This is a genomic window from Streptomyces sp. NPDC007901 (assembly GCF_042959465.1).
Classification (GTDB): domain Bacteria; phylum Actinomycetota; class Actinomycetes; order Streptomycetales; family Streptomycetaceae; genus Streptomyces.
Map to the genome: position 1 here is coordinate 1 of NZ_JBIBKW010000052.1, position 15,980 is coordinate 15,980.

The window sequence follows — 15,980 nt, forward strand, 5'->3', positions numbered from 1 at the left end:
ACCGGAGGGCGGCACATCAAGGACCAACCACCAAAGGCGGCTTCGGCCCGTGTCCACCCGCCGATCGCCAACAGCCTGACATTGACGCGAAGAAACTCGCCGCGGCCTTCAGGATCTCGTTCGCCCGCTTCAGCTCGGCGTTCTCCTTCTTCAACGCCTTGAGCTGGGCGGACTCCTCCGTCGTCGTCCCCGGACGCTGCCCCGCGTCGATCTCGTACTGCTTCACCCAGTTCCGCAGCGTCTCGCGGGAACCGATGTCGAGCTTGTCCGCGACCGCCTGCAGGGCGGCCGTCTCGTTCGGGTAGTCGTCGCGCACTTCGGCGACCATGCGCACCGCACGACGGCGCAGCTCAAGCGGGTAACGGGAGGGGCGTGCCATGACTCAATCCTTACATGGAATCGAGCCTCCACCCGACCCGGGGCGGTTCATTTCGCGTGGTGATGCCAGCCGGCCCAGGAACGTCCCTCAAAGTGGTCCAGGCCGAGGCCGTGTTTGAGTTCCCGGTAGTCGTGCTCAATCTGTCAAGCACCGAGGCGCTGGTGACGATGCTGGTGCTGCGATTGCGCCAGGGGGCGCGGGCGGTCGACGGCAGCGGCGGGGACGGCGGCCGGGACCTGTTCGAGCACACCGCCGGGGGCGAACTCCTCGTCTACGAGACCAAGTCGTTCACCAGCCGCCTGGACCAGACGCGCCGCAAACAGGTCGTGCGCTCGCTGGAGTCGGCGGCCCGCCACCAGCCCGACCGCTGGGATCTGCTGGTGCCGATCGACCACAATCCCGCCGAACTGTGGTGGTTCGAGGGCCTGCGCGAACAGTTCCCGTTCGTGCGGGAGTGGCGCGGACGCAGCTGGCTGGACGAGAAGTTCGCCGCCCACCCCGACCTGGTGCGCTACGCGCTGCAGGAGTCCGGCGACTACATCCTGCAGCGGATCGCCGAGGCCCGCGCCAAACGGGACGTCCTGCTGGGCGGGCTCACCGACTACCTGGAACGGGCGAGCGCGCTGCACGCGCGTGCTGCGGGGCTGGCTGCGGGAGCCGAAGGCCGCCTACCTGCAACTGACCGATCCCCTGGCCGCCCAGCAGGCCCTGGCCAGGGCACTGAGCGACAACGCGTTCGTCCTGCGTGACATCAACGGCGGCGCCCCCGTCCAGCTCAAGGCGGCCGCAGTGCAGTCGCGCGCCGCCGCCGAGTTCCTGGCCGCCCAGTACCGCGACGGCACCAGCCTGAGGATCGGCGTGCAGGCGCTGTTCGAGGACGTGGTGTGGGGCGAGGAGGAACGCTCCGATGACGCCGAGCGGGCCTGGCAGCAGCTCGGACTGCACCTCGGGTTCGCCAGCACGCGCCCGGAGAAGCTGTACGGCACGGGCCCGGACAACCTGTGGGCGCTCTCGGCGGCGCGTTGTCACCCCGGCCCTCTTCGAGAAGCTGAAGGAGGCCGTGACGAGCTACGCGACCGCGCTGGCCAGCAGCCCGGACCGCTGGGCGGACGAGCAGGCCGTCCGTGAACAGCTCGCGCACCACAAGCTGACCGGTGACCGGTTACTCACCACGTACGCCGAACCTGTGCGCACCTCGTGACCGTAGCCGACATCGCGGACCGGTGGTGGCCTGCCGAGGCCGTCTGGCAGGTCACCACCGGTCCGCCGGAACGCGGGAAGGGATCGCGTGGGTCGTCTGCGTTTGTGTGACCCTACGGCGGCGGGTATGGCGTCGGCCGGAGCCGCCGGGGGCGTGAACGGGGTGACGGCGTGTCAGCGGCATCTGGTGAACTGGCTGTCACAGGGGGCCGGGGTGCTCTCTCAGCACATACCAGTGACCGCACGAGTGGCTGCGAAGCACTCAACTCACCGACAGAGCCACCACCGAGTACGTCTACCGTCGCCAGCCGGAGTACGACACCGTGTGGGACCCTTCCGCGCGGGCCCAACACGGGGTCTCGGATCGCTGCACGGGAAACGTCACGCGACGTCCAGCGCGGACCTGCATCACCCGCCGGCAACGCACCCCGACGCGCTCCTTCCCCCGAAGCCCGGGCGCCCAGACCCAAAAGCTTGGCAGACTACCCGAAGGCACAACGTGCGTTGGGGGGACGGATGGCGGAGATTGGTCTTGCTGCGGCGATCGAGGAACTGCGGCAGGAGCTCTATCAGGCGCAGGACTTGGGCGCAGATCAGCAATTCGCGTTCGGCATCGAGGAGGCCGAACTGGAGCTGCAGCTAGAGCTGCGCAACAGCGGCAAGGGGGACGGCAATGTCAGTTTCGGTGTGGCGACCGTCGGCGCGGGCGGTGAGCGCTCGACCGTCCGCACCCACCGGCTGACGCTGAAACTGTCGGTGCGGGACCGGGCCCGCGGTGGCTCCAGTCCCGAGATCAGTGATACCGAGGCCGGGTCCTGGGACGAGGAGTGATGGACCCGCACAGACTGGTGCTGATCCGCAGCGGAACCACGCGGCAGCGCCATCGTGTCGGCTCCGGCTATCTCATCGCCCCCCGCCTGGTACTCACCGCTGCACACGTCCTCCGCCACGGCGATAGTGACGCCTACTGTGAGGAGATCCAGGTCAGAGTGGGGCACCCGGGCCGCGGTGAGACGCTGCGCACCGGAGCGAAACTGATCTGGACCCATCCGCAGGGCCTGGACGTCGCCTTGCTGCTCACTCACGACGAGATCGATGTATCTGGGGCGGTTTGTTGGGGGCGCCCCGTGGGCACGGCCCCGCTGCGCTACGAGGGACTGGGCTTCCCGCTGGCATCCGTAGAGGACGGTCGCGATGCCGAACACCTCCGAGGCTTCCTGCCTCCGCTGTCCTCCGGCGCTCGCGGCCTCTACGTGCTCGACCAAGGGCCCGCACCCGACCTTCGCAACGATGGCCGTAAGGCTTGGGGAGGCGCATCCGGAACGGCGGTGTTCTGCGAGGACCACCTGGTGGGCGTGGTGATTCGGGATGACCAGTCCTACGGCAACCGCCGCTTGCGGGCCGTCCCGGCGTATTGCTTCGTCCAGGACGACAACTTCCATTCACTCCTGTGGCAGTACGCCGACAGACCACCCCACCTGGCCGAGATTGGCGCTGTCCTCCCGACGGCCCGGCCAGCGGCCGAACGCAGCCCGGCCGAGCAGGAGACCGAGCGACTCCTGTGGTCGGTGCTCGGCGGCCGGATCAACTACGCGGCGCACGCCCGCGCCCTCGCGCAGCGGCTTGGATACACCGTCCCCGACGGCCACGAACCAACCATGCCCGACCTCGCGGCACTCGTGAAAGCCCATCCTCGCGCCCTGCCGTCGCTGAGCAGCACCCTAACCTCAGTCCTCACCGGGGACGAGCGCATCCGCCTGACCGAGGTCCTGACCCGCGCCCGCGCCGGCGGGCTGTGCCTGCTCCTGTCCCTGGACGAGTGGAAGCACCTATTGGAACTGCTCCGCGGTATCTGCAAGGAGCAGCCCACCCTGATACCTCGCGCCGCCCGCGAGGCCCTGCGCCACGCATGGCTGCCCGAGCCGCTGAACCGCACGCATCTGTGCACCGACGACCTCGAAAACGTCGTCGAGCACCTGGAATCCATCTCCGACAGCGAGCGTGTACCGGATGGCACACCGTCTGTTCCGGCCCTGCTCCGCCTGGTCGAATACGTGGCTGCCGCCCAGGGAAGGGAAGGAGGCACGGAGCTGCGCAGCTGGTCCGATCAAGTGGCCAGCCGGATCGGCATCCATCCAGCGGGGCTTGCCGAGCGCCGCAGCGACGCCGGCCACTGGGCTGCCCAGCACCCGCCCCCGCTCTCCCGCGTCGTTGTCGGCATTTCCCGCGCGTGGACCGAATCATGTGAGAGCTACTACTGCCGCATCCTGCTCGCCCGTGCCGACGGCACGCATACCCCTCTCCACGAGGAGGAGAGCGCGCCGAGGACACCCGCAGAAGTAGCCCGTCGGGTGCGCGACGCCGTCGAGGTCGTCGCGGACGAACTCGGCCCGACGGCCACGCCCCACGTGACGGTTCTGGTAGCACGAGACAGTCTCCATCTGCCCATCGACGAATGGAACCCCGGGTCACCCAACGAGTTCGTGCCCGACCAGCCGATCGGCGCCGAGTTCTGCATCACCCTGAGTTGCCCGGAGATGAGCGACCTGGTGCGCGGCAGGGAACGCGAGCACCGGCGGCGCTGGGAGGGCGGATACGCGGCCCCCTTGGTGGTCGACGACGACCGTGTCACTGGGCCACGGCTTAGGCGGCTGCTGCAGACCACTCACCGTGACGCCGCCCGGGTCGTGCTCCACGGTTTCCCGGAACAGCGGGACGTACTGCTGGAACTCTGCCTGGCTCTTGGTGTCCCGGTCGTCCTGTGGGACCGGCGCGCCGACTGCCCCGCAGACGCGGCCGGGCTGCAACATCTGGACCCCACCGGCCCGCTCGGCGACCTGCCCGAGCGAGTCCGTATCTTCCGCGGGACGGCGTTCGACGATCCGGACACGTTCCCGGCGCGCCCCGCACTCGTATGGGAGGAGCACGGCTGGCGACCGCGGCCCGAGTCGCTGACCCTGCAGGACCCCCACGAAGGAGCTCACGCGTCATGACCGCAGCAGAGTCCGCTGCCAACGGCCGCACCACCCCGTCCAGCAACGGGGACTGGCGGCTCTTCCGCGGCGATGGAGAGCCCCGCGCAGTTGCCTTTCCGCCCGCCCCGCCATGGCGCAGACTCCACCCGGAAGGACCCGACGATCCGCAGGCCAGCCGCCCCCGCCCGTACCTGATCGACCCCGACGACGCGGACATCGTCAACGCCGCTCTGCACCTGCGCCGGCCTCTGCTGGTCACGGGGCACCCGGGCACCGGAAAGTCCTCCCTGGCCCACGCGATCGCCCACGAACTCGCCCTCGGCCGCGTCCTGCACTGGCCAGTCAACAGCCGCTCGACCCTGCAGGACGCCCTCTACCACTACGACGCGATCGGGCGGCTGCGGGAAGCAAACCTTCGCAGGGACACGGACGGATCCGAACCGGGCATCGGCCAGTACGTCCGGCTCGGTCCCCTGGGCAGCGCGTTGCTGGCCGTGGACCGGCCAAAGGTCTTGCTCATCGACGAACTGGACAAGGGGGACGTCGATCTGCCCAACGACCTGCTCACCGTGTTCGAGGAGGGCCAGTTCGAGATTCCCGAGCTCAGCCGCCTCCCCGAGGAACACTCCACGGTGCACGTCCAGACCGACAACCTCAGCGAGGCAACCCCGGTAGTCCGCGGCCGCGTCCGCTGCCGCGAGTTCCCCGTCGTGGTCATCACCAGCAACGGTGAACGAGAGTTCCCGCCCGCCTTCCTCCGACGGTGCATCCGTCTCGACCTGCCCGAGCCCGACGAGGAGCGGCTGCGGGACATCGTCGCCGCACACCTCGGCCACGAAGCGCTCGACGGCATCGACGACCTGCTGGAGGAGTTCCTCGGCCGCCGCGCGCCCGGAGAACTCGCGACCGATCAACTCCTCAACGCGGTCTTCCTGCGCAAGGGCGGTATCGATCTGGACGCCGGCCGACTACTCGACGCCGTTCTGCACCAACTCGGCGGGGCGGTATGAGCGCATGCTGAGACGTCTGAGAGAGATCCTGGCCAGGAGCGGCGTCGACCTCGACGGCGAGGAACTCCTCGACGTCCTGTGGCTGGCCAGCAACCTGCCCGGTGAAGTTGCTCCGTTGGCGCGACGTCCAGCACCGGCCGCCTCCTTACGGCAGGGAGCCGAGCAGGGTGGGTTGCAGGGCCCCGCGCAACCGGGTCTGGACCTGGCGCCGGACGCCGCCCCGCGACGCCTTTTCCCCCTGCACGCGGCCCCGCAAGGTAAGGACAGCAGCCGGGCGCAGGGCGCGTCGCACCGGGCGTACGCTGTACGCGCCCCGGGCCCCCAGATGCTGCACAGCCGGCATCTCACGCTCGGCAAGGCGTTACGACCGCTGCGCCAGCGGATCCCCGATCGACGCCATGAGGAACTCGACGTGGCAGGGACGGTAGACGCCATGGCCGAGACGGGCCTGCCCGAGATCGTGACACGTCCCGCCCGCAGCCGCTGGCTCTCCCTCACGCTGCTGATCGACGACGGCGTGTCCATGGTCCTGTGGAAGAGTCTGGCCTCCGAGATCCGCACACTGATGGAACGGGCCGGGGCCTTCCGTGACGTCCGCGTGCTCGGACTGAGCACGCGTGGTGCCCACGCCCCATTGCTGAGCAACCGCCCCTTCCGGCAGCAAGGTCCCTATCTTCCACCGGCCGCGCTCCGCAACCCGGCCGGCAGCACCCTTGTCCTCGTGGTCAGCGACGGCGTCGGCGACGCCTGGTGGGACGGCCGGATGAGCGAGGCGGCGGCGCTGTGGGCCCGACGGCAGCCCACCGCGATCCTGCAGGCGCTGCCCGCCCGCCTCTGGGCCAACTCGGGCATCACGACTAGGCCGTGGCACGTCACCAGCGTCCGCAAAGGCGGCCCCACCACAGCCTGGCGCGTCACCGACCCGACACTGCCGACGGATCTGGTCAGCTTCGACTCCATCCCCATTCCGGTGCTCGAACCCACCCCGGCCTCCGTAGGCGCCTGGGCCCAGCTGGTCGCCTCCCCCAGCGCCACCACGGTCCTGCCGCTGTGGGACATCGGACGCTCCATCACTCAGCCCCAGCACCGCACCGAGCCCCGGCACGGTCCGACCGCCGAAGCCGTCCTGCGCTTCCGCAGCGCGGCCAGCCCGGAGGCATATCGACTCGCCGCCCACCTCGCCGCCGTGGCACCCATCACTCCGCCCGTCATGCGCATGGTGCAGGAAGCCCTGGGCCCTCCGACGGACATCGGGCACCTCGTGGAGGTCTTTCTCGGCGGCCTCATGCACAACGCAGCCACGGACACCAGCGACCGCTTGCCGCAGATGGAGTTCTTCGACTTCTCCGACGACGCACGGCGCATCCTCCTCGGCACCCTCCCCGCCCGCGAGTTGCTGCGCACCACACGCCTGACCGCCGACCGCCTAGCAGCGTCCGTCCGGCAGTCACCGAGCTTCACCGCCTGGGCGACGCACCCGACAGGCGCCGCCGAAGTAGGCGCACCCGAACGGTCCTTCGCCCAACTGGAAGGGCGGCTACTCAAACGCCTCGGCGTCGCCCCACCCATCGACTCCCCACCCGCCGACCAACCTCCCCGAGCTCCGAAACCACCGGAACCCCGGGAGCAGGCCCGGACGCAGCCCTCTGGGGCTCAGCAGACAGATTCAACGCAAGCTGTTCCGCGACAACCCCCACGAACCACCCCGCGCAAGTCTGCAAAACGTGGTGCTGTTCGCGAACCGTACTTCTTTCTCAGCTATGCGCGTAAGGACCATCCCGGCGAGCTCGTCAAGCGGTTCTACGACGACCTCGTCCTTGAGCTCCGCCGGACCGGCGCCGATCCCGCGGCACAGACGCCATTCCGGGACGTCGAGCGGCTCGGCCTGGGTGACGACTGGGCGCGGGAGCTCGGGGACGCGGTCGGGCACTGCCGTGCCTTCGTCGCGCTGTACTCCCCGGCGTACCTGAACAGCGAGTACTGCGGCAAGGAGTGGACGGCCTTCCAGAACAGGCTGCGAGAGTACCGCCGGGAGACCGAGATCGACGTCCCCGCGCTGGTCCCGGTCCTGTGGGCGCCCATGGAGGGAGAACTACCGGAGGAGATCGCCCGGTTCCAATACCACGAGGCGGGCATGGGCCAGGACTACGTCAACCACGGGCTGATGCACATCCTGCGAACCGACCCGACAAGCCAGGCCTACCGCGCGATCGTCGAGCGGGTCGCCGCCCGGGTGCGGATCGCCGCCGACCGGTTCCGGCTGCCATTCACGCCCGGCCTCGACCTCGGCGACGTGCGCGGCCAGTTCCCGGTGCCGGGGCACCGACGGGCCGCCGCACCGGGTGCCGCGCACGTACGAGTCTTCGTGGCCGCGGGGACGACCAACGCACTGCCGGAAGGGCGGAACCGACTGGAGTACTACGGCCGCTCGCCCCTGGAATGGACACCGTACTACCCGCCCAAGCACCCCACCATCGCCCTCCGCGCCCAGCGGGTGATCGCGGAGGCGGGCTACACCAGCAGCTTCGAGATCGTCGACGAGCATCTGAGCAGTCGCCTCGACGAGACGATGACGAACAACCAGACGAGCATCCTGCTGGTCGATCCATGGGCCGTGCGTACTCCGGCCTACCGGAATGCACTTGCGGACTTCGACGCCCACAACCGCCCGGCCACCGTTGTACTGGTGCCTTACGACGGCAGGGATGAAGAGTCCGGCGGCGAGGAGATCTGGCAGGACCTGAGCCGGGTGTTCTGGCGCAACTGGCGCCGACAGAACGACCCGAACGACCCCGTCTTCCGCATCCGGGTGACCCGGGACGAGTTCGACGACCGCCTCGCCGTGATGCTGACGGCGGCCCAGAACCGGCTCATGGAAATGGAGAGCACCACTCCGTTCCGGCTCCCCGCCGGCCCGCTGCTACCCCCGATGAGCGGACTGGGCATCCCGGCCTCGGCCGGCACCCCCGAACCGGCCAAGGCTCCCCGGCCACCTGTAACCGAACCAGAAGAGCCGCATCATTGACGAGTCTTCCCCGCGTAGCCGAGCCATGCCTCAGGAGGATCCCGCCCCACCGCCTCTTCCTCGTCACCTCCCCCTCATCCCCAGCCCACGCGGCCGCTGTTTGCACGGCGATTGCGCGCAGGCCGCGACGGGTGCAAGGGAGCCGGGCACACAGTCCGACGGAAGTGATCACGGCCGCCTTGCCCCGGCAGCCGTTGAGCGCGACATCGTTCACCTCGGCCGGTCGGGGCGCTCGGTCCCGGTCCGGGCCGCCGGCTCGTCAGGGCGGTAGGCCAGACCGTAGTCGCGGCTGAAGCGGCGGGCTCCAGCTGTCGAGCCGGTCATCTGGTGCAGCCAGAACGCGTACGCCACCGACCGCATCTGCTCAGCTGTCAGATGAAGCCGCCACCGGCCCGCCCCACGGTCGTGCACGGCGTCCCGGACCTGCTCCGCCAGCCCCTCGGCCGGCCGCACGCTGATCTCCCCGGCCCGGAAGAGCCCGATGTATATCTGCATCACGGCCATCTGCGACGGCAGCAACTCCACCACCCGGGCATCCGCGGCAGGTTCCGACCGTGCCGGCGCGGGCTACGATCGCGCGAAAGCGATCACGTCGTGGCCGATCGCCGACAACCGGACCGCCCACCGCACGGGACGGCCCTGCCACGCCGACAACTCGGCCCGCGTCTCGCGATCGGCCACCGCGAGCAGCCCCTGGCCGACCAGGACCCCCACGCGCCGGCGCAGCTCGGCCAGTGACCAGTCGAGCGCCCAGCCGCGCTTAGAGTCCTCCTCACACGCCCGCACCGCCCGCAGGACCTCGAGCGTCTTCTCCACCCGCACACCACCGTCGCCCTCGCCCACTGACCGCACAAGGCCGGGCCCGCCGCTACGGGGGAAAGCGGCAGGCCCGGACACCACCACGCTCCCACACCAGCGCCGGCGGCGCACGGCATTCACATCCTCCGCTCCGGCCGGCCAACGGCGGCCGGAGCCGAACGCTCCCGGCCCAGCGGCGCCCCCTCGATCAGGGAGCACCGCCGGGCCGGGACCGAGAGCCGGACCCCGAGTCACCGGCCGCCGGCACCAACCGGTGGGTCAGCGGCGGAAGCCGCCGCCGTCGCGGTGCCCACCGCGGCGGTCACGGTCCTCGCCGCGGCGGTGCCCCCAGGAGAACGCGAGCGGATCCTGGCCGGGCCTGCGCCCCGACTGCCGGTGGGGTACCCGTGCGAGATCGTCGAGGAGGCCGAGTACCGGCGAGAGCGGGACGCGGCCGTGCGCCACTGGATCAGGCCCGAGGAAGAACCCGACTGGTACGAGCAGCAGGTGCGTGACGAGGAAGAGGCGGAGTACCAGCGGATGGTGGCCTGGGTCGACGGCCTCACCGACGACGAGCTGGAGGAACTGCGGCGGGTTCGCGACGCGGCCGGTGCCGGGCTACCCAGCCTCCGTGCCGAACTCGCCGCGCACGTCGCGGCGGCGGACGGCTCCTCGCCCTGAGCCAGCCCGCCGTGCTGCGCACGCCTCCGGGCCGGTCTACGGCCCCCACACCACCGCAGGCGTGACCCTCACCCGGCGCGAACGCATGCGTCCGGTCCATCACCACGGCGGGTGTGTGAAGGACCGGACAGGTGACGAGGGTAGCGGGCGACGAGGACCGGCCGGGCAGCCGGGGCGCCCACCGGCCGTGCAGGCACGACGCAAAAGTGCGTAACAGCCCTCCGCGCCCCGTGCGGTGAGGACCTGCCCACCGCAGCACCCGTCGTCCTCTGGTGTCCGGGCCCGCAGGGTGTCAGCCGTGGCCGCGGAGTGCCAGCCCGGGTGGCAGGGGCGGCGCGGGCGGGGCCTGCGCATCGGCGGCCCGGTACCAGCCGTGGGCGTTCAGGGTCTCTTCCTCCCACGCCTCGAACAGGTCCTGCACGGTCTGGGGGTCGCGGTCGGGGTCCCGGTGCCAGCGGATGAAGGCCGCGGCGGCCGGCCTGGCCCCGTCGCAGGCCGCGCACAGCTCCATCATCACGCCCGTCTGCAAGGGGGCGTTCCAGTAGAGCGTGAGAGCGCCACCGCAGCGGGAGCAGTCAGGCATCGGGCGGGGCGGGCTTTCGGGGTCGCGGCGTGCGCAGGAGCAGAGCCGGGAGAGTTGATCGTCGGTGTAGTGGTCGAGGCTGCCGTCCACGTTGCCGAGGCGGGCGAACGAGCCGTCAGAATGTACGTGATAGCGCCAGCTGAACGACACGAGGCGCTCCTTCCGCGCGGAGCGTTGATCCAGGTCATCACGATCTGTCCCCCCTCAAAGCGGCGTCAAGAGCGGTGCGGCTGCCGTCTTGCGGGCGTCAGGGTGTGTCGCCGGTGTAGTGGAAACGGCATGTGACACCGGGACCCGCGCTTCGCGGCTCGCCGGGGAGCGGGTCGTACAGGGCCCGGCCCCCGGGCCACCGCGACAGCTCCGTCACCAGGGCTGCGCCGAAGCCGACCTGGGCGGCGGACCAGTCGTGGATGTCCAGCAACAGACCGTCCAGCGGGCCGCCCACCAGCTCGGCGTAGGACCGGTCCGGGCGCGGGCCGGGATCGGGATCGTCGTGGTCCGCGCCGTAGACGCGGCCGTTCAGCAACTGCTCGTCGCCGTTCATACCGTCCAGCCTCGCAGCCGCCACCGACAACGGGACCGCACCCAGCAGCACCCGGGCACCTCCCCGCAGCCCGGCCCCGCGCGTTCTGCTCGGCTGCGCCGGTGCTTCCCGGTCGCGGTTCGAGGGCGTCGAGAAGGCCGCACAGCAGCTCCGCAGCCCGCACCCCGTGCTCGCTCAGTGCCCAGGAGAGGGCCTCGATGAGGCCGGGATCGGCGCGCCTGCGCCGGACGCAACCTTGAGGACCCTCACCGCCTGGCCCAGCTGGCGGGCGCCTGCACCCCCGCCGCCCGCCCGGTGGCCGTACGGCCACCGGGGCACCCAGCACAGCTCCCGCGCCCTGCAACTCCATCCCGGCCCCGTGTCCGGTCGGCCGCCGGGGCGCCGTCACGGCGGTGGGGCGGCCCGGGCGGACGCAGGCGGGGCGCACACCGCCCGCCGGCCGCACGCCCCACCACCCAGCGGGCCTGGCAACGAGCAGCGGACCGGCACACCGAACAGGGGCCCGAGAGCCGGCTGCTGTGTCCTACTTCCGGGCGTCCTGTCTGCCACACAGTGGTATGCGCCGTGGACGACGAACGGGAACGGCCGCCGGGCCCTCATCGATGGGGATCACCGCTGCGGGGCCGGTCTGCCCGGTGCGAGTCGGCAGCCCGGGGTCCGCCGGCGGGTCCTCGCACGCCTCGCCGCCGGGCACTGCCGGTGCCTGCACGTGGTGCACGCCCCCGCCGGGCTCCCTGCGGCAGACCGTGGGCAAGGACGCGCCCCGGCCTCCGTCTTCGGTGGCGGGTCTGAGGTACGGACGGAACGTCCCGGGCAACGGAGCCACCGCCAGCACCGGCGCGCTGTGCGCGGTCCGCACAGTGCGCGCCAGGTCCGCCGTGGTCTGCCCCAGCCGTTCGCGGACTTCCGCCAACTCTGCCCGGACGCGCGCCAGTTCCTGCAGGTCGGCCTGGATGCGCGCCTGTTCCTGCCGGACGGATTCCTCGGGCAGCCGCTCACCCCGCAGGTAGGCGTGCGCCCGCTCCCACGCCGCGTCCCACTCCGCGACCTCGTCCTGCGTGCCGCCCCCGCAGTAGCGGACGAAGTACCCCAGTAAGGCCCTGGTGGGCATCCGCCCGCGCAGCACCGCGCCGAGCGTGCTCTTCGGCAGGTGGCTGGCTGTACCCCCTCCATCGACCAACGCTCTCCTCTGCAGTTCCCTGAGGGTTGGGTTGCCGTCGGCCCGGCGCCTGTGATCCATCGCCTGAATGAGCTGCCACGGCTCGGTGATGAGTTGCGGCGGCAGCGCCGCGCCCCTCGGCACCCGGTCCGTGCGGCCTGCCGCGTACCGGGCGGCCGCGGTCCACAGCCTTTTCGCCTCTTGCTCGGCGCCACCGCATACCCGGGTGAACGCCTGTACGGTCCTCCACTTCGGGAGCGACTTCCTGCGAACCGCCCGGTAGAGAGTCGACTCCGATGGGGGCAGTCCCCTTTCGGATACTTTCTGCGCCAGCTGGCTCCAGCTCATGCCCTTCCCCTGGCGCAGTGCGTCAAGCCACTGCGCCAGGGCCTCAAACGGGTTGTGCTGCGCCAGGGCGCCGTTGCTGCGCCCCATCCGGCTCTCCCCTTATCGCGCTCGGCGGGAAGAGAAGACGGCGACCATGCGGCGGACCACTTCGGTGCCCGTCAGACCTCCTGCAACGACCGCCGCGATGACCTGCTCCCTGGCCACCCCTGCCGCCACCGGGATCACGGTGAGGACCAGCACCACAACGACCAAGAGCACGCCGGGGACCGGAATCCGGTCGCTGGCGCCTCCCGCCGGGCACACGACGCACCACGCGTCCCCGGCCTCGAACTTCTTCAACATTGCTGACTCCTCAGCTCGTTGCCACTCGACACCGAGACCCCGCACGTCATCCGCCGGCCTTGCAGAGCCGACGGATACAGAGCCTCAGGCTCTACCTTCGAGGTCGCCGGCGAGCAGCGGCAAGGCCGACCCGCTGAGACGCTTCACCTTGTCCCAACTCCCGTGAAACGCCCGCCCGGTATCGCTCCAGCTCATGACGCGATCGTTCCGCGGCGCACGCGCCGGCGTCCGGATCCGGCGGGCCGGAGCGGGTTGAGTCCCGGGCCGGAGCCTGCTGCCATGGGATCCGCGCGGTGACTGCCGAACGGAGCCCCCGCACGGACGAGACCGACTTGGGAAGGGGGAACAGACCATGACTGTCGACAGCCACCGGTTTGTTGGTCTTGGCGGGGGACACCCGTGGTGGAGGACTGAGCTTCCTGTTCGCGACACCACGCTCACCCCCACCGGTCTTCCCGAGGGCTCCTTCCTGACGCATCTCTACGCGTCCACCTGGGGACAGATGCGCACCATGTATGCGACGCCCGCGTCGGCTCAGGATGCTCTGGCGAGCCTCCACCGGCGCCTCGTCGCGGCGGGTGATGCTTACATCGTCGTCGTAGCGTCCGCGCCCGAACCCCTGGCTGGCAGCGGCTCCTACTGGTCGTGCCCGACTGGTTGCTGTCTGGCAGCCCGATTTGAGATCAACGCCCTTTTTCCGACGGCCCGCTGGACCGACGGCTGCGTCCCGACGTGCCTGTCGGCCGACGTTCTCCAGCGGTATGCCACCGCAACTCCCTTGCCGATCGGTCCTGTCCACGGCTACGTACTCCAGTCCACCGACACGAGCAGCAGCCTGCGGCCGGCAGAACCGCTTCAGTCGGCGCCCGACTACCGGATCGCGGCGCTGCAGGTCCTTCAAGCACTCCGCCTGGACGAGTTGCGAGATCTTCTGCGCCGGACACTGGATCAGGAGCCGGACCCCCGCTTGGAGCTCTGCCTCACTTCCCCGCGGGTGCTCGTGGACTCCTCTTCGTCTTCCCGGGACGCCAGCTGGCCCCTTGGGCTCCACCCCGCTGAGGAACCGGATCTCTTCAGGTCCTCCGGCCTTCGGTCCCCGGCGCTCAGCAGGGGTGATGTTCTCCAGATGGACGCCCTGGCCGACGACTCTGGCGCCCGCGTCGCCGACCTCGACCTGCCCACCCCGGACAAGGGGTCCGCCGCCCATCCGGCGGGGGAGACCATGCTGGTCCCGGCCACCACTCCCGCAGCCTCCTTCGCCTCGCAGGTCGCGCGCACACCTGACGCCGCCGCCACGGTGTACGACGGCACGACCACCCTCACCTACGGCACCTCGGCGGCGCTGGTTGGGGCACTGCCCGGTGTCCTGAAGTCGGGGGCCACGTACCCGGTGGAACGGCTTGCATCCATGCTGGCCGACTCCGGCGCAACCACGGTCGTCACCACGCAACGGGACACCGTACGCCTGCCTGCGGTCGACGGACTCGGTGTCCTCCACGTGACCACGACCGGCACGACGGACGCAACGGACCTGGCGGAGACCGAGCGCACGGCGGCCGACCACGCCCCGGCTGGCCCCTCTGCAGGACTCCTCGACCCCGCCCGTCCCGACGGCCCTGCCTACCTCATCTACACCTCCGGCTCCACTGGCCGCCGGGGCGTCGTCGTCGCCCACCGCGCCATCGGCAACCGGCTCGCCTGGGCGCAGGGCGCCTACGGAATCACCGCCGACGGCCAGGTACTGCAGAAGCCCCCGGCCGGCTTCGACGTGGGCGCCTGGGAGCGCCTCATCGCGTACCTCCTCTACGACGGGGCGTCCGGCACCACCGTGCCCATCGGCCGGCCCGTGTGGAACACCGGCGTGCGCCCGGTCCCCGACGGTGTCCCCGGCGAGCTGTACCTGACCGGTGTCCAGCCGGCTCGCTACCACCCGCGGCCCGCCCTCACCGCCGACCGCTTCGTCGCGGACCCGTACGCTTCCGTGCCCGGCGCCCGTATGTACCGCACCGGCGACCTCGTGCGCCGACGCGCCGACGGAACCCTCGACTACCTCTACCGCACTGACCAGCAGGCCAAGCTGCGCGGCAACCGGATCGAACCCGGCGAGATCGAGGCCGCGTTGACCCGGCACCCGGCGGTGGCGCGCGGTGCCGTGGCCGTCCGCGACGGGCGGCTCGTCACCTACACGGTCCCGGCGGCCGGTGCCGCCGCCGACCCCGCCGACCCCGCCGACCTGGCCGCCGCCCTCGCCGGGGCGCTGCACGCGCCGCTGGTCCCCGAGGCGTACGTCGTCCTCGACGACCTCCCGCTCACCCCCATCGGCATCGAGGACGCGGGGGTGGTTCGCCATCTCGGCGTCCCGGGCGAGCGTTGTCCTTGTGCTCCCCGCCGACGCGGGCCCCGACGCTGTCCCCGGCAAGCTGGGCGCCGCCGCAGCTCCTCTGCCCGCATGGTGGCGACGGCGAAGGAACCCCGCTGTCGCCCCGCCCGGCAGACCCTCCCGGGACGCTGGCCCTGTGCGCTCACCGGTCCCGGGCCCCATGCATCCGGCGACCGGCCCGCGGGCCGACGGGCCCGGCCCGGCCCGGCCGACGCGACACCGCCCGGCGCCGGTGTCCTCGTCGCGGCGGCAGGACCACGAGCCCTGGCTCCGCTCGGCCGCACCGCCCGCCGCCCGTACCTGGCCGGCCCCTCGACGATCAGCAGCTCCGCCCGCCGGTAGCTGTCTGATCCGCGGCCCTCCCCGGCCGTTGCCACTCGACAAACAGGGGAAACCGGTCGTGCACCGTTGCAGCGGTGAACGACCACGCCGGGCGGGGGGGGGGGGGGGGGCCCCCCCCCCCCCCCCCCCCCGCACCCCCCGCGCCCCCCCCCCCCCCCCCGTTGGGGGGGGGGGTGAAAAGAGCGCCCCAGAGCCCCCCACCCCCCCAACCCAG

General features: G+C 71.2%; 13 protein-coding genes and 2 pseudogenes. 8 read left to right on the top strand and 7 right to left on the bottom strand.

The features are described from left to right. Positions 1 to 91 precede the first annotated feature (91 nt). Positions 92 to 379, bottom strand: a pseudogene (locus ACFZDK_RS54460) (transposase); the annotation flags it as partial. Between the two features lie 131 nt (positions 380 to 510). On the opposite strand from ACFZDK_RS54460, the gene ACFZDK_RS54465 reads away from it, so the two are divergent. The 6 genes from ACFZDK_RS54465 to fsxC all read left to right on the top strand — a co-directional run bounded on the left by ACFZDK_RS54465 (position 511) and on the right by fsxC (position 8,589). Continuing rightward, the gene (locus tag ACFZDK_RS54465) at positions 511 to 1,128 is read left to right on the top strand and encodes a hypothetical protein (protein WP_390986548.1); all 618 of its coding nucleotides are present in this window, start codon (positions 511 to 513) and stop codon (positions 1,126 to 1,128) included. 40 nt (positions 1,129 to 1,168) lie between these two features. Beyond that, positions 1,169 to 1,507 carry a hypothetical protein gene (locus tag ACFZDK_RS54470; protein WP_390986551.1) on the top strand — a complete coding sequence of 113 codons (339 nt, stop codon included), beginning with the start codon at positions 1,169 to 1,171 and terminating at the stop codon, positions 1,505 to 1,507. A gap of 546 nt (positions 1,508 to 2,053) precedes the next feature. Beyond that, positions 2,054 to 2,410 (top strand): trypco2 family protein, encoded by a 357-nt coding sequence (locus ACFZDK_RS54475; protein ID WP_390986554.1) that lies wholly within the window; start codon positions 2,054 to 2,056, stop codon positions 2,408 to 2,410. A gap of 17 nt (positions 2,411 to 2,427) precedes the next feature. Further along, on the top strand, positions 2,428 to 4,572 hold the full coding sequence (locus ACFZDK_RS54480) for a hypothetical protein (RefSeq protein WP_390986557.1): 2,145 nt from the start codon (positions 2,428 to 2,430) through the stop codon (positions 4,570 to 4,572). After that, positions 4,569 to 5,564, top strand: coding sequence for an AAA family ATPase (locus ACFZDK_RS54485; protein WP_390986559.1), 996 nt, complete (start codon positions 4,569 to 4,571; stop codon positions 5,562 to 5,564). Before ACFZDK_RS54480 ends, ACFZDK_RS54485 begins: the two co-directional genes overlap by 4 nt. Before the next feature lie 4 nt (positions 5,565 to 5,568). Next, positions 5,569 to 8,589 (top strand): FxsC protein, encoded by a 3,021-nt coding sequence (fsxC, locus tag ACFZDK_RS54490; protein ID WP_390986562.1) that lies wholly within the window; start codon positions 5,569 to 5,571, stop codon positions 8,587 to 8,589. 210 nt (positions 8,590 to 8,799) lie between these two features. Here the strand turns inward: fsxC and ACFZDK_RS54495 are convergent, their stop codons facing one another. Then, on the bottom strand, positions 8,800 to 9,117 hold the full coding sequence (locus tag ACFZDK_RS54495) for a DUF6417 family protein (protein ID WP_390986564.1): 318 nt from the start codon (positions 9,115 to 9,117) through the stop codon (positions 8,800 to 8,802). Positions 9,118 to 9,156: 39 nt separating this feature from the next. Beyond that, positions 9,157 to 9,405 (bottom strand): hypothetical protein, encoded by a 249-nt coding sequence (locus tag ACFZDK_RS54500; RefSeq protein ID WP_390986567.1) that lies wholly within the window; start codon positions 9,403 to 9,405, stop codon positions 9,157 to 9,159. A 288-nt stretch (positions 9,406 to 9,693) separates the two neighbouring features. Here ACFZDK_RS54500 and ACFZDK_RS54505 point away from each other — a divergent pair, with 288 nt between their 5' ends. Continuing rightward, complete coding sequence (locus tag ACFZDK_RS54505; protein ID WP_390986570.1) at positions 9,694 to 10,068, top strand: hypothetical protein; 375 nt, start codon at positions 9,694 to 9,696, stop codon at positions 10,066 to 10,068. 292 nt (positions 10,069 to 10,360) lie between these two features. Here ACFZDK_RS54505 and ACFZDK_RS54510 read toward each other — a convergent pair whose 3' ends face one another. The 4 genes from ACFZDK_RS54510 to ACFZDK_RS54525 all read right to left on the bottom strand — a co-directional run bounded on the left by ACFZDK_RS54510 (position 10,361) and on the right by ACFZDK_RS54525 (position 13,041). Next, positions 10,361 to 10,801 (bottom strand): DUF6300 family protein, encoded by a 441-nt coding sequence (locus tag ACFZDK_RS54510; RefSeq protein WP_390986573.1) that lies wholly within the window; start codon positions 10,799 to 10,801, stop codon positions 10,361 to 10,363. 97 nt (positions 10,802 to 10,898) lie between these two features. Beyond that, positions 10,899 to 11,195: a hypothetical protein gene (locus tag ACFZDK_RS54515; RefSeq protein ID WP_390986576.1), complete on the bottom strand. Its 297-nt coding sequence runs from the start codon at positions 11,193 to 11,195 to the stop codon at positions 10,899 to 10,901. A gap of 523 nt (positions 11,196 to 11,718) precedes the next feature. After that, positions 11,719 to 12,789 carry a hypothetical protein gene (locus ACFZDK_RS54520; protein ID WP_390986578.1) on the bottom strand — a complete coding sequence of 357 codons (1,071 nt, stop codon included), beginning with the start codon at positions 12,787 to 12,789 and terminating at the stop codon, positions 11,719 to 11,721. A gap of 12 nt (positions 12,790 to 12,801) precedes the next feature. Further along, positions 12,802 to 13,041 (bottom strand): hypothetical protein, encoded by a 240-nt coding sequence (locus ACFZDK_RS54525; protein WP_390986580.1) that lies wholly within the window; start codon positions 13,039 to 13,041, stop codon positions 12,802 to 12,804. A 1,336-nt stretch (positions 13,042 to 14,377) separates the two neighbouring features. Here ACFZDK_RS54525 and ACFZDK_RS54530 point away from each other — a divergent pair. After that, positions 14,378 to 15,457, top strand: a pseudogene (locus tag ACFZDK_RS54530) (AMP-binding protein); the annotation flags it as partial. Between the last annotated feature and the right edge of the window lie 523 nt (positions 15,458 to 15,980).